The organism is Paractinoplanes bogorensis (assembly GCF_018829635.1).
Classification (GTDB): Bacteria; Actinomycetota; Actinomycetes; order Mycobacteriales; family Micromonosporaceae; genus Actinoplanes; species Actinoplanes bogorensis.
In genome coordinates this window covers 22,711-40,968 of sequence record NZ_JAHKKG010000001.1, presented here as the reverse complement: position 1 = coordinate 40,968, position 18,258 = coordinate 22,711, and the positions used below count along the sequence as shown (strand labels likewise).

The window sequence follows — 18,258 nt, the reverse complement described above, 5'->3', positions numbered from 1 at the left end:
TTCCCGGACAGAGGTGCGGATAATCTCAGAGCGGCAGCACGACCGGGGTCGGGGTGTCGCCGACGCAGGTCACGGCCATGCGGTACTTCGACTTCAACCCGTCGAACATCACCCGCGCGGTCAGCGCCGGCCCCCGCTCGATGGGTTCCGCCGTGAAGCCGTCGGCGGGCTCGAACCCGGTCAGCGTCGCCTTGCCGTCGGCGCACGTCGCGAACGCGGCCCCGCCGGGTGACTCCAGCCGCTTCCCGGCCGGTGCCACGGGCGGCGCCTGCGACTCGGACGGCGAACCCGATGTGCTGGGCTCGGGCGCCGCGCTCGCGCTGGGTGGCACCACGACCGAAGCCGAGGGGCCTCGCGACGGCACCGGTCCACTCCCGACGATCACCCCGGGGCCGGGCAGGTCGGTCGCCGCGGGCTCGGTGCCGGTGCCGGTGCCGCGGGCCGGGCTGGGCGGCGCGGACCGGGACGCGGCCGGGACGGCCGAGGTGGGCGCGTCGACGGCCTGCTGCTGCCCGGCCGCCTGCGGGTCGCCGATCAGGAGCCAGGCCACCAGTGCCGCGACGATCACGACGGCGATCCCACCGCCGGCGAGGAGATATTTACGCCGTACGGGATCGACTCGCCGCCGTGCCGGACGCTCGAGCGCCGTCACCGGCCAGGCCGAGTTGTGGGCCGGTCCGGTCGTCGGAGTGGCGGCCATGTTGCCACGCGCCGGACCGGGCCCGGTCGACCCGGCACCGGCATTGCGCGGCGTCCCGACCGGCTGCGCGGCATAGCGAGGCGGTTCGGCCGGCCGGGGCACGCGGACCGCGGTCGGCTCCGGGTCGGCCGACTCCACGCGTACGGGATGAGGAACCGACGCCGCCTCCGCCGCGTCGGCCAGAATGCCCGACACCTCGCTCGCGCTGGGCCGGCCGGTCGGGTCCTTGAGCAGGCAGCGGTCGATCATCTCGGCCACCGCGCCGGGTACGCCCGGCATCGCCGGCAACGGCTCAGGATCGACGTAGACGTGGGCCTGCAGCATCTGGGTGGTGCTCTCGACGGTCCACGGCGACTCGTGCGCCAGCAGCCGGTAGAGCAGCACGCCGAGCGCGTACACATCGGACGCCGGCTGAACGTCGTCGCCGGTCAGACGCTCGGGGGCGAGGTAGGCCGGGGTGCCGACCAGCATGTCTTCCGGCGCGGCGGGACCGGCCACGGCGGCGATCCCGAAGTCGACCACCTTGACCCCGGTCGGCGAGATCATGATGTTGGCCATCTTGATGTCGCGGTGCACCAGGCCGTCGGCGTGGGCGGCGGCGAGCGCGGCCGCCACCTCGCCGCAGATCCGGAAGATCGTGCGCGGCGGCAGCGGCCCGGTCGACACCCGCTGCTGCAGGGTCGGCCCGTTGACCAGCTCCATCACCACGTAGGGCAGGTCGTCGGCCTCGCCGTAGTCGTAGACCTGGGCGATGTTGGGGTGCGAGAGCGTCGCCGCCGACCGGGCCTCGTCGCGGATACGGGCCCGGGACTGCGGGTCGCCGGTGAAGCGGCCGGCGAGCACCTTGACCGCGACCGGACGACCGAGCACCTCGTCGCGGGCACGCCACACCACGGCCATGCCACCGGTGCCGAGTTCATTCAGCAATTGGTAGCGGCCACCGAGCGCCTGCCGAACCTCCACCGTGGCAGTCTGCCAACCCGGCCGCGAATTCGCACATCCGAGTACGGCTCGAATCCCCTTCGTCTTTCACCTTTACCCAAATGATCTAGCGGACCCGCCGGGCAATTGATCAAGACGGATGCTTCATCCACCATTCGGTGAATTGCCGAGCCTGACCCAGATTGTCGAGCCGGAGGACCCACAAATTGCTGTACGTGTCGTCCGGATAAGTGGTCTTCGCCTCGATGATCGCCAGGTCATCGGTGACGATCAGCGGGTGCCACTCGAAAGTCGTCGTGCCCGCCTCGTCCTTGATCTTCAACCATTGCTCGACGATCGCGTCGCGCCCGAGCCAGGGCTTCGCATAGGGCTCGGTGAAGTAGGCCGCGTCCTCGGCGAAGAGGCCGCCGATGTCGCGCGGATCGTTGGACTCCCAGGCCTTTCGGTAGTTGTCGATCCACGCCGTCACCGCGTCGAGACTGGTCATTCCCGCTTCCCCTCCACGACCTCGATGAACTCGGCCAGCGTTCCGTTCCACAGCAGATCACTGACCTGGCTGAGCACGATGAAGGTCAGGTCCTGGCGCGGGTCGTTGAACCAGTCGGTGCCGAACCCGCCGGACCAGCCGTACCGCCCGGTCTCGGTGACCGCCAGACCGTAACCCCAGCCCGAGCCGCTCAGGAAGAACCCGCCGCCCTCGATCTGGGCGTCCGACAGGTGGTTGGTGGTCATCGCGGCCACCGACTTCTCCGACATCAACCGGGTGCCGCCGTGCACACCGCCGCGCAGCAGCAGCCGGGCGAAGGCCAGGTAGTCGTCGGCGGTCGAGAGCAACCCGGCCGACCCGCTGGGGAAGACCGGCGGCCGGGTCCACACGTCGGCCGGTTCCCCGGGCGGCGCCTCGCCGTTCAGATAGTGGGTCGGCCGGTCGGCGATCCGCTCGGCCGGCAGCCAGAATCCGGTGCTGGTCATGCCGAGCGGGGCGAACACGCGCTCGTGCAGCAGGTCGCCCAGCGGCCGGCCGGCGGCCCGGGCCAGCAGCACACCGAGCACCAGCGTGCCGGTGTTGTACATCCACTTCTCGCCCGGCTGGTGGATCAACGGCAGCGCGCCGAACCGCTCGATCCACTCGTCGGGGCCGAGCGTGGTGCGCGGTTCCGGCTCGGCCAGACGCAGCCCGGCGTCGCGCCAGGCCCGCACGATCGGATAGTCCGGATCGACCTCGCCGCCGGACCCGATCAGGTTGCCGAAGCCGAGGGTGAAGGTGAGCAGATCCTCGATGGTGACCGGGCGGACCGGCTCGACCGTCTCGTCGAGCGGCGCGTCCGGCCGGACCAGCACCCGCTGACCGGCCAGCTCGGGCAGGAACGCGGCGACCGGCTGCTCGAGGTCGAGCACGTCGTCCTCGGCCAGCATCATCGTGACCGCGGCGAGCACCGGTTTGGTCATCGACGTGATGCGGAAGACGGTGTCGCGGCGCATCGGCACGTCACCGCCGAACTCGGTCACCCCGAGCGCATCGACCTGGACGTCGTCGCCCCGCGCGACGAGGCCGACGAGACCGGGGAACTCGCCGCGCTCGACCCGCGCGGCCATGGCTTGCCTGAGCTCACTCGACATGCTTCCCAGACTGCCAGCTGGTTAAGGTCTCGGCCATGAACGACGACTGGCGGCACCTGCCGGCCCCGGCCCGGCCGATCGCGGCCGCGGCGACCTCGGCCGTGCTGGCGGCCCGGGCCTGCGACACCGCCGCCCTCGACGCGGCGGCCACCGAGCTCGGCGCACTCGACCCGGCCCAGACCGGCCTGATCCTCGGCACCGCCGTGCGCCTGATGCTCGAGCAGGCCCACCCCGACGGTCTCGACAGCGACGCCGTCCGCGAGGTGCTCACCAGCTGCGTACGGTCGGCTCCCGATGCCGATCCGCAGGTCGTGCTCTATCTGCTGGCCGGTGCCCTCGGGGTGCTCGACGAGGATGCCGTGCCCGCCCCGAAACCCGAGGTGCTGGCCCGGCACGCCGCCCTGCTGCTGGCCGACCAGCTCGGCGCGCGCCCGCCCCAACCGCTGTTTTCGGCGGCTTTGACCGAGATTGCACACACCCAGTTGAACGACTGAGTCGTTGAGCTGCCTGATGGTGACGCGTACGCCGGAAGGCCTGCTCCTCAAGATCAGTCGCCGCACGTAACCCACATCACTGCAGTCAATAAAAGTTTGCAGCCTCTGCAATATTCGACCTAGCCTGACCCGGTGAGCACCACGACGGGCCGGCGGGACCGCAAGAAGCAGCAGACGCGGGCCGCGCTGATGACGGCCGCGCTGCGACTGGTCGACGAGCGCGGCCTCGAGCACGTGACGGTCGAAGACATCAGCGAGGCGGCCGACGTCTCGCCGCGGACGTTCTTCAACTACTTCGCCGGCAAGGACGACGCGCTGCTCGGCGGCCCGGTGCCGGACGGGCCCTCCATCCACGAACGACTCCTCGCCGTGCCGGCCGAGGTGCCGCTCGTCCACGCCCTGTTCGAGGCGATCACCCCGGACGTCGCCGGCATCCAGGCCGAGCGCGACATCTGGCTGCTGCGCCTTCGCGTGATCAAGAACAACTCGTCGCTGCTGCCCGCCCTGGTCGCCCGGGGCGAGTGCTCCGAGGAGGAGACCGTGGCCGCCGTCGCCGCCCGTACGGGAAAAGCTGCCGACGACATGTTTCCGCAGCTCGTCGCGACCACGGCCGGGGCCGCGCTGCGCACCGCGATGATGCGCTGGGCCACCCACGACGACCGCGACCTGCTCGAACTCGTGCGCGAGGCGTTCGACATCCTCGCCGCCGGCCTGACCGAACCCACTGAAGAGAAGGCCCCCCGATGACCGTCACCGAACCGGCCGTCGGCCGGATGTCCCGTCGCGAGGTCGTTCAGGCCCTGTCCGGCCTGATGCTCGGCATGTTCGTGTCGATCCTCGCCTCGACCATCGTCTCCAACGCGCTGCCGCGGATCATCGCCGACCTCAACGGCAGCCAGTCCGTCTACACCTGGATCGTCACCGCCGAACTGCTGGCCATGACGGCCACCGTCCCGCTCTGGGGCAAGCTGGCCGACCTCTACAACAAGAAGCTGCTGATCCAGATCTCGCTGCTGCTGTTCGTGGCCGGCTCGCTGATCGCCGGGTTCACGCCCGACGTCGGCGTGCTGATCGTCAGCCGGGTCGTGCAGGGCATCGGCGCCGGCGGCATGACCGCGCTGGCCACCATCGTGCTCGCGGCGATCATCCCGCCGCGCGAGATGGGCCGGTACGCCGGCATGTTCGGCGCGGTGTTCGGGGTCGCCACCATCGCCGGCCCGCTGATCGGCGGCGTCATGGTCGACACCTCGTGGCTGGGCTGGCGCTGGTGCTTCTTCATCGGCGTGCCGTTCTCGATCGCGGCCATCGCGCTGCTGCAGAAGACGTTGCACCTGCCGTCCGTACCGCGGAAGGGTGTGCGGATCGACTGGCTCGGCGCGTTCCTCATCACCGCCGGCGTGAGCACCCTGCTGATCTGGTCGACGCTGGCCGGCCAGCACTTCGCCTGGGCGTCGGCCGAGACCGCGGCCTTCGTGGCCGGGGGCGTGGTGCTGCTGGCGCTGGCGGTCTGGGTCGAATCCCGGGCGGCCGAGCCGATCATCCCGCTCGGCATCTTCCGCAACCGCACCGTCAGCCTGACCATCGTCGCCAGCGTGCTGGTGGGCGTGGCCATGTTCGGCGGCACGGTGTTCCTGTCGCAGTACTTCCAGGTCGCGCTCGGTAAGTCTCCGACGGTGGCCGGTCTGATGAGCCTGCCGATGATTTTCGGTCTGCTGGCGTCCTCGATTGTCGCCGGAGCACTCATCACGAAGTTCGGTAAGTGGAAGATTTACCTGGTCGCGGGCGCGGTCATCATGACCGCGGGGATGCTGCTGCTGAGCACTATCAGCGCCACGACCAGTGTGCTGGCGCTGTCACTGCACATGGCGGTGCTGGGCATCGGCGTCGGCATGCTGATGCAGAACCTGGTGCTGGCCGCGCAGAACGACGTGCCGGCGGCCGAGTTGGGGGCGGCCACGTCGACGCTGACGTTCTTCCGCAGCATGGGCGGCGCGATCGGGGTGAGCGCGCTCGGCGCCGTGCTGGCGAGCAAGGTCACCAGCCTGTCGGCGGAGAAGTTCGGCCCGGCCACCGGCGGCTCGTCGGAAGTGCCCGATCTGAGCACCCTGCCGCCCTCGGTGCAGGCCGTGGTCGCCGACATCTACGGCACGGCGACCTCGGAACTGTTCCTGATCGGAGCACCGATCGCGTTTCTGGCGATCATCGCGGTGCTCTTCATCCGGGAGAAGCCGCTGTCGGACCTGAGCGGCGACGAGCGGCGCGCCCAGGAGGCTCTGCAGCCTCAGGAGGGGCGCAGGCCCACCGACGTGCGCGGCGAGGGCGGCTCGGCGCAGCCCAGCAGGCCGACCAGGCCGGAGACCCAGAGCTGGCGGTAGACCGTCGGGCTGGGGTGGCTCACGACCAGCTTGATGCCGCTCGCCGCCGCCGTGTGGAAGCAGGCGACCAGGATGCCGATGCCGATGCTGTCGATCAGCATCACCCGCTGGAGGTCGAGGCAGATCTTGCCCGGCGTGGAGCTGGTCAGCACGTCGTTGACGGCGTCCCGCATCACGTGGGCGTTGTCGAGATCAATCTCGCCACTGGGGGCGATCTCGACGGTGCCATCGGCCAACTGGCGCGTGGTGATCGGCAGATACACGGCTGCCCTCTTCCTGGCGTCGAGCGGGGCCGACACCTCGTCCGCGTGGAGGGCCCCAAGGGCTTCGAACGCCCCGTCCCGAGCGCCGCACTCCAACCGCGTTCCTACAACAATCCGCTGGTCTGCAAGTTACGCCACGTAGGCGCGGAACGCCAGAGTAGTTCATATGGCCTGAATGTGCTGGAACGGTCAGCGTGTGGCGGGAACGTTGACGTTCCACGTGTCGGAGTCGAATACTCACGGTATGCATCGGAGCTCATCTCGGCATGGCTGACGTCTATCCGAGGTCTGCCCACGCGTTGGCCGAAGTACCGGACATAGTCCACTTCAGCGGCGCGAACATCGACAAGGCGCGCTCGCTGCTAAATCGTTTCTACTACCCGGTAGCAGTCGGGACGCCCGCCGACGCCGGCGACTTTCGGCTAGGTGTCGGAGTGATCCAACTCGGACCCCTGACCGTCGGCCAGCTGAGCTTCGCGACCCCCGTGACGCTGCGCACGGCCGAGATCGACGCCTACCACGTCACCATGCCCACGCTCGGCAAACTCCACGCCCGGCACGACGGCCGCGAGATCGTGGCCGACCCCACATCGGGGGTCGTCTTCGGACCCGGCAGCCCGGTCTACACGTCCCGCGAGGCCAACTCGGCCGAACTGGCCGTCAAAGTCGAGCGCAAGGCTCTCGAGGAGGAATTGTCAGGACTGTTGGGTCGCCCGATCGAGGGACCGCTGGGCCTCCCCCTGGAGGTGGACCTTTCGTCCGGCCCCGGCCACAGCTGGCGCCGGCTGATCCGCCTGCTGTGCGAGGAGCTCGAATACGAGACGAGCCTGTTCTACGAGCCGCTGATGGCCGAGCAACTGCGCAGCACCGTGCTGAGCGGCCTGCTGCTGAGCCTCCCCCATCGGTATCACGCCGAGCTGACCGCCCCCGTCACTCCCGGTCCGCCGCGGGCCATCCGCCGCGTGCTCGACGCCATCCAGAACGAGCCGGAGCGCGCCTTTACCGTCACCGACCTGGCTCGCGCGGCCAACATGAGCGTCCGGTCGCTGCAGGAGGGCTTCCGGCGGCACGTCGGGATGGCGCCGATGAGCTATCTGCAGCAGGTGCGTCTGGCCCGTGCGCACGACGCCCTGCGCCGAGCCGATCCGGTGCGCACGACGGTGGCGGCCGTGGCCCATCGCTGGGGTTTCGCCCATCTGGGGCGATTCGCGTCGGCCTACCGGTCGCGCTTCGGCGTCTCGCCGTCGGAAACGCTGCGCTCAACCCCGTAAGATCAAGATCCGGATGTCCCAGCGGGGTGGTGGGTGACAGACCGTCGCTCCCGCGGGGACCGCGCCGTGCCCCGCTGGCCGCTGGCGCGTCCAGAACGCGGGGCGCGTCACGGCGACCTGCGTGAGTGGTCACGCCCAAAAGAACAAACCTCAGAAGCCCAAGTCACGGCGCGCGGAAAAGGGCGCCCGGCCGCGTCGAGGGGTTGAGCGCGGCCGGGCCGGGTGGCGGAAAAGGGCGCCCGGCCGCGTCGAGGGGTTGAGCGCGGCCGGGCCGGGTGGCGGAGCAGGGCTTTACTCGCCGGGGTCGCTCCGGCGGGGCTGGGGGACCTCGTTCGGGGTCGGGCGCGCGGTGGTCAGGCCGAACAGGTGACCGCGCGGCGGCACCCACTCACGCCACTGACCCAGCCGGGGCGGAACCGCGACCAGATCGCCGTCGCCGGCGCCGCGCTGGGTCCGCAGATAGGCCAGCACGCGCGCGGCCGCCTCGCTGCCGTCGTCGGCCAGGCTCAGGAGCAGGCGGCGGGCGTCGTCGGCCGCGGGGTCGCCCGGGTCGAGGCCCGGCACGTCCGCGGCGGGGCGGCGCAGCAGAGCGGCCAGGCCGGCCAGGGCCTGGATCACGTCGCACGCGTCACGTTCGGCATCGGACAGACTCGTCACGACCGCCCTCCCGGACTCTCGGTCATGCGTTTCCCCCTCACCCCGCCCGCTCGGCCGTCGGCCCGGCGCATCCCACCGGACCCCCGTGCACGGGCGTCAAGGCGAAAATGTATTCGGCCCACTACTAAGCGTCCATCCGTAACGCGCAGGTCCTGTCCAGTTAGCGCTCAGTTTGACCGCCCGAGGGCATGATCGTCCCTTTCCGCACCGTCGGTGCACACAACCGGGCCCCCGAAAAGTGCCATGGTCGAGACGCCGGTCGATGGGGTAAGACCGGAAGAGAGCCGAGCGATGGAGGACACCATGACCGACGAGATGCGCCCGCCGCTGGAGGAGTCGCCCGAGGTCGCGGACGCCGTCGAGGACGATGTCGCGGTCGACGCGTTCATCACCGGCGGCGGGCCCGACCGCGACAACCCCGAGTTCCTGCAGCCGGGCGAAGAGCCGCATGTGCGTACGGGCGCCGACCAGCCCTGGGACCCGGAAGACCTGGCCGTCGCCGAGGGCCGCGACCCCACACCCGAGAACATCGAGCGCGCCCGCCAGGAACTCGAGCGCGACGGCGCCGCCGCGATCGAGCGCACGGTCCCCTGAGGACGGTCAGACCAGTTTGACGTCGGCCACCATCGGCAGGGTCGGCGTCCGCGAACCGGCCGGCGGTTCGATGGTCAGGCCGACATCGGTCGCGCCCGGCAGTCCGTCGAGCACCAGCACGTCGGCTTCCTGGCCCTCGTGGAGCACACTGGCCGAGACCGGCGCTCCGCCCGGCCGGATCGTCCACAACTGATAGACCCGCCCGGCCGGCGCGGCGCTCGCCGCCAGCATCACCACGCCCGCATTGTGCAGCCTCGATGTGGCCACCGTGACCCGGCCGCCGTTCATGACGTTCTGCTCGTTCAGCACCACGTCGGGCGCGGCCAGAATCGCCCGGACGCGGGCCTCCTCGGCGCGGGCCGCTTCGGCGATCGCCCGCTGGTCCTGGACGCGCTGGTCCTGCACCACCCAGACGGCGGAACCCGTGCCGACCGCGGCGACCACCGCGGCGGCGGCGGCGATGACCCGCCAGCGGCGCGAACTGCCCCGCACCGTGGGAGCCGGAGCCGCGGGCCCGGCGGGCGGCAACTGACGGGTCTCGGCAATGGCGGCCATGACGTTCTCGCGCATCGACGGCGGCGGCACCGACCACGTGTCGTGCGCGAGCCGGGCGGTCGTCTCGCGCAGTTCGTCGGCCTCGGCCCGGCAGCTGTCGCATTCGCGCAGGTGCCGCTCGAACGACGCCCGCTCGAGGTCGTCGACCGCGTCGAGCACGTAGGCGCCGACCAAAGTGTGGATCTCCGTGGTCACGCCGAGACCCCCGTTCCCATGCAGTCGCGCAGGCGGATCAGCCCGTCGCGCATTCTCGTCTTCACCGTCGGCAGGGGCGTGCCGAGCAGTTCGGCCACCCGCGGATACGAATGACCCTGGTAATAGGCCAGCGTCACCGCCTCGCGCTGCAGTTCGGTCAGGTCGTCAAGGCAGCGGCGCACCTGCTGCCGTTCGAGCCGGCCCGAAACCTCGTCGGCCACCGCGTCGTACGGGGTGTCGACCGACGCCGCACCGGCCCGGATGGTCCGCTCGGTCGCGGCCTGCTCGGAACGCACCCGGTCGACCGCGCGCCGGTGCGCGATGGTGAACACCCACGAGGTGGCCGAGCCGCGCTCCGGGTCGAACCGCGCCGCGGAGCGCCACACCTCGACCAGCACTTCCTGGGCGACCTCCTCGGCCTGGGCCGGATCGCGCAGCACGCGCCGGATCAGCCCGTACACCCGCGGCGCGACCAGGTCGTAGAGCTTTCCGAAGGCCTTCTCGTCGCCCCGGGCCACGGCCCGCAGCAGGTCGCCCGCGTCGGCCGGAGGCGGGGCGCCGCTGTCCGGGACCGCCGCCAGATGCTCCGGGCGCCGGTTGATACCGCGTTCCGCCATGGGTTCGCCTCTCGCTGGTCAAGCCATTCAACCCCGGATTCGGCACGCCCGTACGTCCGGACGGGTCGCGCCCGGCGAAAATTCCGTACAACCTCGACCGGATGAACCCCGTCTATTGGTGGACGAGGGACGGGGGCGGGGATGGACGACGAATCGGACACGGGCTATCTCGACTACGTGAACGGGCGAATACCGGCCCTGCGACGGGTCGCCTTCCTGCTCAGCGGGGACGAGCATCAGGCCGACGACCTGGTGCAGGAGACGATCACCAAGGTCTACGCGAAGTGGCCGCGCATCGCCCAGGTCGAGAACGTCGACGCCTACGTCCACACCATGCTCGTGCGCGCGTTCCTGGACGAGAAGCGCCGCGGCTGGTGGCGGGTGAGCCTGCGCGATGTGCCCCCGGAACGGCCGGCCGCGGCGACGCCGGGCATGGAAGACCGCGAGGTGCTGCGGGCTGCGCTGGGCCGGATCCCGGCCCGTCAGCAGGCCGTGCTGGTGCTCCGCTTCCTGTGTGACCGCTCGGTGGCCGAGGCCGCCCAGCTGCTGGGTTGCTCGGAGGGCACGGTCAAGAGCCAGACCTCGCACGGGCTGGCCGCACTGCGCAGGATTCTCGGCGACCGGGTCGGAGGCGGACGATGAACGACGACGAATACGGCACGGCGCTGCTGCGCCCCCTGGCCGGCGAGCCCACGAGCCCGCCCCGGATTGACGTCGTCAAGGCGATGCGCGATGGCCGCCGGATGCGCCGCCGCCGCTGGTGGCGCGGCGGTTCCGCGCTCACCGTGGCCATCGCCGCCGCCCTGACCGGCGGGCTGCTGATGGCGAACCAGGACACCCCGCGACCGCAGCCCGACCTGCCGCCCGACCCGATCCTGCCGGCCTCGTGCACGGCGGCCGAGCTGCCGGCCGGGCCGCACAAGAGCGCGGAGGTGAGCGGCGGCGACGGCAGCGGGGCCTGGCTGGTCGGGGTGTCCGACGCGCACGATCCCACCCCGTCCGTCCCGCACTCGGTCCTGGTCTGGCACGACGGCGAGCTGGTGGCCGACGTACGGCCGCCTGGTCTGCGCAAAGGCAGCATCGGGGTGCGGATGAACGACATCAACAGTTCCGGCGTCGCCGTCGGCAGCAACCTCGAGGGCAACTCCGAACCGTGGGTGTTCGCCGACGGCAAGGTCCGCAAGCTGGCCGGGGGCGCCGGGGAGGCGGTCGCGATCAACGACGCCGGGGTGATCGCCGGGCAGTCCGGCGGGGACGCGAAACGGCGGCCGGTGCGCTGGGCCTCGCCCACCGCGCAGCCGGTCCCGCTGCCCCTGCCGCCGGAGGTCAGCCCGCTGGAGACACGGATCACCGATATCGCCCCGGACGGGACGATCGCGGCCGAGGTCGGCTGGCGAACCTATCTGTGGCGGCCCGACGGCACCGGCGGTTTTCTCCCACTCCCGACGGTCGGCGGCAAGAAGGCGAACGGCTTCATGCCGATGGCCTTCGCGTTCGGCTGGCTCTACGGGACGGTCACGACGCCGATCACCGGGCCGAGTGCGCCCCCGCCCGGCGTCGGGGGCGGTGACACCCACCTCTACCGGGTCGAGCCGAACACCGGGACCTGGCAGAAGCTCCCCGGCGATCCGCAGCAGGTGCAGGTCGCCGGGACGAGCTTCGGGCAGTTCATGACGCCCAAGCCGGAAGTTTTCGCGGGGCGGGAGGTGCTGAACCTGCCCGCCTATGGCGCGCCGGTGATGAGCGGCACCGGCAACACCGTCGTCGAGAACGTCAGCGACGACGCCCGGTTCGCGGCGGGCACCGTCTGGAGCGGCAACGCCGACCCTTCGAAGCCCGCCGTGCCGGTCATCTGGCGGTGTCGATAGCGACCGTACGACCGGAGGTGATCGCTTCCTGCGCGGCGACCAGGACGGCGGTCACCTCGGCCCCGAAACGCACGTCGAGCTCGGACGCGGGCCCGCCGCCCGCCTTCGCGATCAGCTGGTCGATCGCGCGGCCCAGGGCGTCGACCGGCGACCACGGCTGGTCGGGCGGGGTACGCACCCCGGCCTCACCGGCGAGCAGGGCGTCCTCCCGCTCGGCGGCGGGCGGCGCGTCCACCGACAGGGTGAGGTTGCTGATCGTGCCGCTCGCGTGGCGCAGCAGCAGGTGGGTCATGTCGCGGGGGCCGGCCATGCCGGTCACCTCGGTCACCGGGCCGAGCACGGGCAGCACCAGGGCCAGCGCGTGCGGCCCGACGTCCCACAGGCCGCCGCTCTCCTTGCGCCAGGCCGACGCGCCGAACGGGTTGTCCGCGGTGAAGATCGAGCCGAGGTGGTCGACCCGGGCCTCGGTCCAGCCGCCGGTCGCCGCCGCCTCGGTCAGGAACTCGGCCAGCTGCGGCATCAGGCGCCGGGTGAAGAACACCACCGAGGCGAGGTCGCGCTCGGCCACGGCGGCGACGATCTCGGCCGCCTCGGCGTTGGTGAACGCCACCGGCTTGTCGAGCAGCAGGTGGCGGCCCTCGCGGGCGGCGCGCAGGGCGAGCGGGGCCTGCACGTCGGGCGGCAGGGCGACGGCCACGGCGTCGACATCGGCGATCAGGTCGGCCTGGTCCGCGTACGGGCGGATGCCGTGCTCGGCGGCGAGTGCTGCGGCCTTGTCGGGATTGCGGCCCCACACCCCCACGAACTCGACATCCGGGTGCGCGGCCAGCGCCGGAGCGTGTGCCAGATGTGCCCAGGGTCCCGTGCCGAACAGTCCGAACCGCATGCCGTGCCTGCCTCTCCTGATCCCTGAGCCGCAAGCTACCAGGCCGAGATCCATCAGTACGCTGTGCCGGGTGAACGGTCCTCTGTCGGTGGTGACGATCGTCGCTGCCCTGGTGCTGGCGGCGTGGTATCTGCTGCGCTCCGCCCTCAACCGCGCGCCCAGCCGTCTCGACCTGCTGGCCTCGCTCGTGCTCAGCGCGGTGGTCGCCGTGCTGGTGGTGATCGCCGTCGTCGGCCTGTTCGACGGCTCCCGGCCGAGCGACACCGCCACCTTCGCCGGCTACCTCATCACGACGATCGCCTTCGTCCCGGTCGCCGCCTATCTGGCCCGCCTCGAGCCGACGCGATGGGGCAGTCTCATCCTCGGGGTCGCCTGTCTGGTGATCCCGGTTCTCGTGCTGCGGCTGCAGCAGATTGCGTCGGTGACCGGTGCCTGAAGCCTCGACCCGCCCCCAGGACGCCGCGCTCGGCACCGGTCTCGGCCGGGTCCTTCTGCTGGTGTACGGCGTTTTCGCGCTCTCGGCCAGCGCCCGCGCCCTCGTGCAGATCACCACCAAGTTCGGCGAGGCGCCGCTGGCCTACCTGCTCTCGGCGTTCGCCGGCCTGGTCTACATCTCGGCCACCGTCGGGCTCGCGATCGGCGGCGCCCGGGGCCGGATGATCGCTCTGATCAGCTGCAGCATCGAGCTGATCGGTGTGCTCGCGGTCGGCATCCTGACCACGGCCGACGCCGGCGACTTCCCGGACGACACGGTGTGGTCGCACTTCGGCAGCGGTTACGGCTACGTCCCGCTCGTGCTGCCGTTCATCGGCCTCTGGTGGATCTGGCGCCACCGCCCCCGGGCTTAATCAGAAGCCTCGATGGTGTGCGGCACGAAGAAGCTGGTGTTGTTCGTCACCAGTCCCGACGTGCCGAGTCCCTCGCGGATGCCCATGCCGGCCGGTTCGCCGTCGATCAGCCATGAGCCGATCACCGGGTGCACCGTGCCCTCCAGCCCCTCGAAGGACGGCAGCTCACAGAGCTCCTGCACGACGAAGCGCCCGTCCGCGCCGTACTCGGATGGGTTTTGGGTGATCGTCTCGCCCTCGCGCACCAGCGTGACCGAGCCGCCCTCGCGTCCCCAGATCGGCTTCTTGGCGTAGCTGGTCAGCGTGGCCGCCTTGGACGACTCGGCGAAGTAGGCCGGCAGCAGGTGACGCCCGCGCTCGGGGTGGTCGCCGAACAGCTTCCACAGCACCGGGAGCAGGGCCTTGTTGCCGAGCAGGGCGGCCTTGTAGGGCGGCTCGATCCAGACCGTGCCGTGCTTGGTCGGGTCGGCCATGTTGCGGAAGAAGGCCTTGCCGCCCTCCTCGCTCCAGAACCACTCCCACGGGTAGAGCATGAAGATGATGTCGATCGGCTCGGCCTTGTGCTCCTGGCCCGGGCCGGGCACGAACAGCACCCGGTCGCCGGCCACGTCCCAGCCGATCTGGCTCATGGCGATCAGCTCGACCGGGTAGCCGGCCTCCTCGGCGGTCGCCATCAGGTAGGCGACGTTCATCCGGTCCTCGCCGGTGCGCTCCGACGTCTCGTACGCGAAAAAGATCTTGGGCTTTTCCGGGAGCCAGGTGCGGGCTTCGCGGAGCTTGGCGATGTTGCGCCGCCACGCGCCCGGATCGGCCGGCTCGTCCGGCGTCGCGGGCCAGCCGACCAGACGGTCGTGGATCGAGTTCCACTGCCGCCACGGGTGCTTGCTGAGTCCGGTCTGGTCGGCCCAGTGCCATTGGATCACCGCGCTCTCGACCAGCGAGGTGGGCGTCTGCGCGTTGAACTCGAGCAGCCGGGGCGTGCTGCCCGCGCCGTTGTACCAGAGATCGAACCGGCCGTAGACGCTCGGCGAGTAGTCCGGCGTCTCCATCGGCAGCCGCATGTCCGGGTCTTTGTCGTAGTGCGTCCACGTCTCGGCGTCGCCGTCGAACCAGGTCCGGATGATCTGCTCGTGGGCGAACTCGGGGATGCCGATCTTCGCGAGGAAGCAGCTCTCCGGGTTGCAGACCGACGCGAAGAAGCCGTCCTTACGACCCTGCACCGTATGCCGCGGGCACTGCTGCACCATCCAGTCGCCGGCCTCGAGACACATCTCGTAAATGGTGGCGGTGGCCGCCTCGAGTTCCTCGATCTCGGCCGCGGTGAAGTCGTAGTACGGCCCCTCCTGCCAGTACGACACCATCGACCCGTCGGGCAGTTCGGTGTCGTTGTACGTCAGGCCCAGGCTGTAGTTGGTGAGCTTCCAGCCGTCGCGAACCGGACCGTGCGGAACTCGGCGCACGCTCAGCTGCCCCCACTCTTGCTGGAACTGCGGGCGGAGCCACCCTTGCCCACCACGCTGGTCTTCACCGTGCCGTTGCCGATCCGGCCGCTCGAGGGCAGGCCGAACGACTGCCGCGCCGCCTTGTCGTTGTAGGCGAACTTGCTGCCGCCGGAGGGCAGCTTGTAGCCGACCGGGTATCCCGAGCGGTAGCCCGACGAATACCAGATGAAGAACGGCAGGGCGCTGCCGCCGGAGTTGTTGTTGTCGTCGTCGCAGTAGTCCTCGTCGACGACGACCCCGTTGGCGTCAGCGCAGTAGAAACCCGCGTCCTGGTAGTCGTCGTCGTTGTCGCACGCCGCCGCTCCACCCGCCGCGAGGAGCAAGAACGTGCTGGTCAGCGACACGCTGCGCGAGCTCATGCGTCGGTTCATCATCATCTCTTTGTAGCGCCTCCCAGCAACCGCCGCCTATGCGCGGGGGCCTCCGGCAACATAGATGACCTGCCCGGACACGAATCCGGCGCCCTCGCTGACGAGGAAGGATACGGTGTTCGCGACGTCCTCGGGACGACCCGCCCGGCCCACGGGAATCTGAGCCACCGCAGCCTTCTCGAACTGGGCGAAATCGACCCCGACCCGGGCCGCGGTGGCCGCGGTCATGTCGGTGACGATGAATCCGGGCGCGACCGCGTTGGCGGTGACGCCGTAGCGGCCCAGCTCGATCGCCAGCGTCTTGGTGAAGCCCTGCAGACCGGCCTTGGCCGCGGCGTAGTTGGCCTGACCGCGGTTACCGAGGGCCGAGGTGCTGGAGAGGCTGACGATGCGGCCCCAGCCGGCGTCGACCATGTGCTTCTGCACGGCCCGGCTGAACAGGAAGGCGCCGCGCAGGTGGACCGCCATCACGGTCTCCCAGTCGTCGTCGGTCATCTTGAACAGCAGGTTGTCGCGCAGCACCCCGGCGTTGTTGACCAGCACGGTCGGCGTGCCGAGCTCGGCCTTGACCCGCTCGACGGCGGCGCCGACCTGGATCGCGTCGGAGACGTCGGCGCCGACCGCGAGAGCCGTGCCGCCCGCGTCGTGGATCGCCGTCACCGTGTTGGCACACGCACCCTCGTCGAGGTCGACGACGGCGACCGCCATGCCGTCGGCGGCGAGCTTGCGGGCGGTGGCCTCACCGATGCCCCGGGCGGCCCCGGTGACGATGGCGACGCGGGTGGGAACGGACTGCGACACTCTGCTGCCTCCGATTTATTTGCACTGGGAGTGCACTTTAACCCGGGATCACGCCGTACGGCGTAGGCGAATCCACCGGTATCCGTGGCCGGCGACCTCGACCTTGTCACATTGGCCGAGCTCGGCGTACTCCTGGTCGGCCAGGACGTCGTTCGGCATCTCGGCCTCGGCGTAGAGCGAGCTGAGGTCGACGGTGGCCGCCTCGGATCCCAGGTTGTGCACGAAGACCATCGTGCCGGTCTCGCCGTCCGCGCGGTGGACCAACACACTGGTCGGGGCCGGAACATCGACATGCGTGCAGCTGCCGGTACCCACCTCGGGGGCCTCCCGGAGCGTCCGGATCATGCGCTCGAACCACGACAGCAGCGATTTCGGGTCGTGCCGCTGCCGCGTGACGTTGACCTTCTCCCAGCCGAAGTCACCGCCGCTGATCACCGGACGCGCCAGGTCCGTGGTCTTCGCGCTCGAGAAGCCGCCGTTGGGCAGATGAGACCACTGCATTCCCGTACGGATGGCGTAGCGCCCGTCCTCGCCGAGGTCGTCCCCCATGCCGATCTCCTCGCCGTACCGCAGCACCGGGGTGCCGCGCAGGCTGAACTGCAGCGCGTAGGCCAGCTCGAGGCGCCGCCGGTCGTTGCCCAGCATCGGGGCCAGCCGGCGCCGGATGCCCCGGCCGTAGAGCTGCATCTCGGGCTCGGGACCGAACTTGGCGAACACCTCGTTGCGCTGCTCGGCGGTGAGCCGGGACAGGTCGATCTCGTCGTGGTTGCGCAGGAACGTGGCCCACTGGCCGCCCTCGGGCAGCTTCGGGGTGTCCTTGAGGCCGTCGATGATCGGCTCGGCGTCCTCGCGGGCCAGGGCCAGGATCATCCGGCCGTTGAGCATGAAGTCGAACAGCATGTGGATGCGGTTGTTCGAGCCGCCGCCGTCGCCGAAGAACTGGCCCAGCTGGTCGGGCTCGACGTTGGCCTCGGCCAGCAGCACGGCGTCGCCCTTGCGCCACTGCACGTGCTGCCGCAGCTCGCTGAGGAAGTCCATGTCCTTGGGCGAGTCCGGGTTACCGGGCTCGGTCTGCTCGATGATGAACGGCACCGCGTCCATCCGGAACCCGGCCACACCCAGCTGCAACCAGAACGCGCAGATCTTCTTGATCTCCTCGCGCACCTCGGGATTGTTGATGTTGAGGTCGGGCTGGAACTTGTAGAACCGGTGATAGAACCAGAGCTTCGCCGTCCGGTCGTAGCTCCACGTCTCGTCCTGCTCGCCCGGGAAGACCATGCCCTGCTTGCGGTCACTGGGCTCGGTCTCCGACCAGACATACCAGTCCCGGTACGGCGAATCGGGCGACGACCGCGCCGACTGGAACCACGGATGCTGGTCCGAGGTGTGGTTCACGACCAGGTCGATGATGACCTTGATGCCGAGGTTGCCCGCCTGGTGCAGCAACTCGGCGAAGTCTCCGAGATTGCCGAAGCGCGGATCGATGTTGTAGAAGTCCGACACGTCGTAGCCGTCGTCGCGGTCGGGCGTCGGGTGGATCGGATTGAGCCACAGGCAGTTGACCCCGAGCCGGGCCAGATAGTCGAGCCGCCCGATCATCCCGCGGATGTCGCCGCAGCCGTCACCGTTCGAGTCGGCGAAGGTGTCGATGTCGGCACAGTAGACAACGGCTTTCCGATACCACCGGTCAGTCATGCGT

General features: G+C 70.3%; 21 protein-coding genes. 9 read left to right on the top strand and 12 right to left on the bottom strand.

The features are described 5' to 3' along the window. Positions 1-25: 25 nt before the first annotated feature. The 3 genes from KOI35_RS00215 to KOI35_RS00205 all read right to left on the bottom strand — a co-directional run bounded on the left by KOI35_RS00215 (position 26) and on the right by KOI35_RS00205 (position 3,262). Positions 26-1,663 carry a serine/threonine-protein kinase gene (locus KOI35_RS00215; protein ID WP_215783929.1) on the bottom strand — a complete coding sequence of 546 codons (1,638 nt, stop codon included), beginning with the start codon at positions 1,661-1,663 and terminating at the stop codon, positions 26-28. Between the two features lie 109 nt (positions 1,664-1,772). Then, the gene (locus KOI35_RS00210) at positions 1,773-2,129 is read right to left on the bottom strand and encodes a YybH family protein (protein WP_215783928.1); all 357 of its coding nucleotides are present in this window, start codon (positions 2,127-2,129) and stop codon (positions 1,773-1,775) included. Then, positions 2,126-3,262 (bottom strand): serine hydrolase domain-containing protein, encoded by a 1,137-nt coding sequence (locus KOI35_RS00205; protein WP_215783927.1) that lies wholly within the window; start codon positions 3,260-3,262, stop codon positions 2,126-2,128. Before KOI35_RS00205 ends, KOI35_RS00210 begins: the two co-directional genes overlap by 4 nt. Before the next feature lie 35 nt (positions 3,263-3,297). On the opposite strand from KOI35_RS00205, the gene KOI35_RS00200 reads away from it, so the two are divergent. The 3 genes from KOI35_RS00200 to KOI35_RS00190 all read left to right on the top strand — a co-directional run bounded on the left by KOI35_RS00200 (position 3,298) and on the right by KOI35_RS00190 (position 6,131). After that, positions 3,298-3,756 carry a hypothetical protein gene (locus KOI35_RS00200; protein ID WP_215783926.1) on the top strand — a complete coding sequence of 153 codons (459 nt, stop codon included), beginning with the start codon at positions 3,298-3,300 and terminating at the stop codon, positions 3,754-3,756. Between the two features lie 132 nt (positions 3,757-3,888). After that, entirely contained in the window at positions 3,889-4,503 is a 615-nt protein-coding gene (locus tag KOI35_RS00195; RefSeq protein ID WP_308120687.1) for an acyl-CoA-like ligand-binding transcription factor, read from the top strand. Next, positions 4,500-6,131 (top strand): MDR family MFS transporter, encoded by a 1,632-nt coding sequence (locus tag KOI35_RS00190; protein ID WP_215783925.1) that lies wholly within the window; start codon positions 4,500-4,502, stop codon positions 6,129-6,131. Before KOI35_RS00195 ends, KOI35_RS00190 begins: the two co-directional genes overlap by 4 nt. Here the strand turns inward: KOI35_RS00190 and KOI35_RS00185 are convergent. Then, positions 6,038-6,394 (bottom strand): STAS domain-containing protein, encoded by a 357-nt coding sequence (locus KOI35_RS00185; RefSeq protein ID WP_127497678.1) that lies wholly within the window; start codon positions 6,392-6,394, stop codon positions 6,038-6,040. The genes KOI35_RS00190 and KOI35_RS00185 overlap by 94 nt on opposite strands. Before the next feature lie 266 nt (positions 6,395-6,660). On the opposite strand from KOI35_RS00185, the gene KOI35_RS00180 reads away from it, so the two are divergent. After that, positions 6,661-7,665, top strand: coding sequence for an AraC family transcriptional regulator (locus KOI35_RS00180; RefSeq protein WP_215783924.1), 1,005 nt, complete (start codon positions 6,661-6,663; stop codon positions 7,663-7,665). Positions 7,666-7,956: 291 nt separating this feature from the next. Here KOI35_RS00180 and KOI35_RS00175 read toward each other — a convergent pair whose 3' ends face one another. Next, on the bottom strand, positions 7,957-8,322 hold the full coding sequence (locus tag KOI35_RS00175) for a hypothetical protein (protein WP_308120683.1): 366 nt from the start codon (positions 8,320-8,322) through the stop codon (positions 7,957-7,959). A gap of 303 nt (positions 8,323-8,625) precedes the next feature. Between KOI35_RS00175 and KOI35_RS00170 the strand changes: the two genes are divergently transcribed. Continuing rightward, entirely contained in the window at positions 8,626-8,916 is a 291-nt protein-coding gene (locus KOI35_RS00170) for a hypothetical protein (RefSeq protein ID WP_215783923.1), read from the top strand. 6 nt (positions 8,917-8,922) lie between these two features. On the opposite strand, the gene KOI35_RS00165 is transcribed toward KOI35_RS00170, so the two are convergent. Both KOI35_RS00165 and KOI35_RS00160 read right to left on the bottom strand, forming a co-directional pair. Next, positions 8,923-9,666 (bottom strand): anti-sigma factor, encoded by a 744-nt coding sequence (locus tag KOI35_RS00165; RefSeq protein ID WP_215783922.1) that lies wholly within the window; start codon positions 9,664-9,666, stop codon positions 8,923-8,925. Next, complete coding sequence (locus tag KOI35_RS00160) at positions 9,663-10,283, bottom strand: sigma-70 family RNA polymerase sigma factor (protein WP_215783921.1); 621 nt, start codon at positions 10,281-10,283, stop codon at positions 9,663-9,665. The genes KOI35_RS00165 and KOI35_RS00160 overlap by 4 nt, the downstream gene beginning before the upstream one ends. 141 nt (positions 10,284-10,424) lie before the next feature. Here KOI35_RS00160 and KOI35_RS00155 point away from each other — a divergent pair, with 141 nt between their 5' ends. Together KOI35_RS00155 and KOI35_RS00150 are read left to right on the top strand one after the other, a co-directional pair. Continuing rightward, positions 10,425-10,925 carry a SigE family RNA polymerase sigma factor gene (locus tag KOI35_RS00155; RefSeq protein WP_215783920.1) on the top strand — a complete coding sequence of 167 codons (501 nt, stop codon included), beginning with the start codon at positions 10,425-10,427 and terminating at the stop codon, positions 10,923-10,925. Then, positions 10,922-12,151: a hypothetical protein gene (locus KOI35_RS00150; protein WP_215783919.1), complete on the top strand. Its 1,230-nt coding sequence runs from the start codon at positions 10,922-10,924 to the stop codon at positions 12,149-12,151. Before KOI35_RS00155 ends, KOI35_RS00150 begins: the two co-directional genes overlap by 4 nt. On the opposite strand, the gene KOI35_RS00145 is transcribed toward KOI35_RS00150, so the two are convergent. After that, a complete protein-coding gene (locus tag KOI35_RS00145) occupies positions 12,132-13,037 on the bottom strand; it encodes a Gfo/Idh/MocA family protein (protein ID WP_215783918.1) in 906 nt (301 codons plus the stop codon). The two genes, KOI35_RS00150 and KOI35_RS00145, sit on opposite strands and share 20 nt — an antisense overlap. Positions 13,038-13,107: 70 nt before the next feature. Between KOI35_RS00145 and KOI35_RS00140 the strand changes: the two genes are divergently transcribed. Together KOI35_RS00140 and KOI35_RS00135 are read left to right on the top strand one after the other, a co-directional pair. Next, entirely contained in the window at positions 13,108-13,473 is a 366-nt protein-coding gene (locus KOI35_RS00140; RefSeq protein ID WP_215783917.1) for a hypothetical protein, read from the top strand. Further along, positions 13,466-13,885: a hypothetical protein gene (locus KOI35_RS00135; protein WP_215783916.1), complete on the top strand. Its 420-nt coding sequence runs from the start codon at positions 13,466-13,468 to the stop codon at positions 13,883-13,885. The genes KOI35_RS00140 and KOI35_RS00135 overlap by 8 nt, the downstream gene beginning before the upstream one ends. Here KOI35_RS00135 and KOI35_RS00130 read toward each other — a convergent pair. Genes KOI35_RS00130 through KOI35_RS00115 form a run of 4 tightly spaced genes read right to left on the bottom strand, consistent with a single transcriptional unit; the run spans position 13,882 to position 18,254 of the window. Beyond that, on the bottom strand, positions 13,882-15,345 hold the full coding sequence (locus KOI35_RS00130) for a glutathionylspermidine synthase family protein (protein WP_215783915.1): 1,464 nt from the start codon (positions 15,343-15,345) through the stop codon (positions 13,882-13,884). The genes KOI35_RS00135 and KOI35_RS00130 overlap by 4 nt on opposite strands. Before the next feature lie 2 nt (positions 15,346-15,347). Further along, positions 15,348-15,746 carry a hypothetical protein gene (locus KOI35_RS00125; protein ID WP_246612343.1) on the bottom strand — a complete coding sequence of 133 codons (399 nt, stop codon included), beginning with the start codon at positions 15,744-15,746 and terminating at the stop codon, positions 15,348-15,350. 48 nt (positions 15,747-15,794) lie between these two features. Then, positions 15,795-16,559, bottom strand: a complete 765-nt coding sequence (gene fabG / locus KOI35_RS00120) for a 3-oxoacyl-ACP reductase FabG (protein WP_215783913.1) — start codon at positions 16,557-16,559, stop codon at positions 15,795-15,797. A gap of 48 nt (positions 16,560-16,607) precedes the next feature. Continuing rightward, on the bottom strand, positions 16,608-18,254 hold the full coding sequence (locus KOI35_RS00115; protein WP_215783912.1) for an alpha-amylase family protein: 1,647 nt from the start codon (positions 18,252-18,254) through the stop codon (positions 16,608-16,610). Between the last annotated feature and the right edge of the window lie 4 nt (positions 18,255-18,258).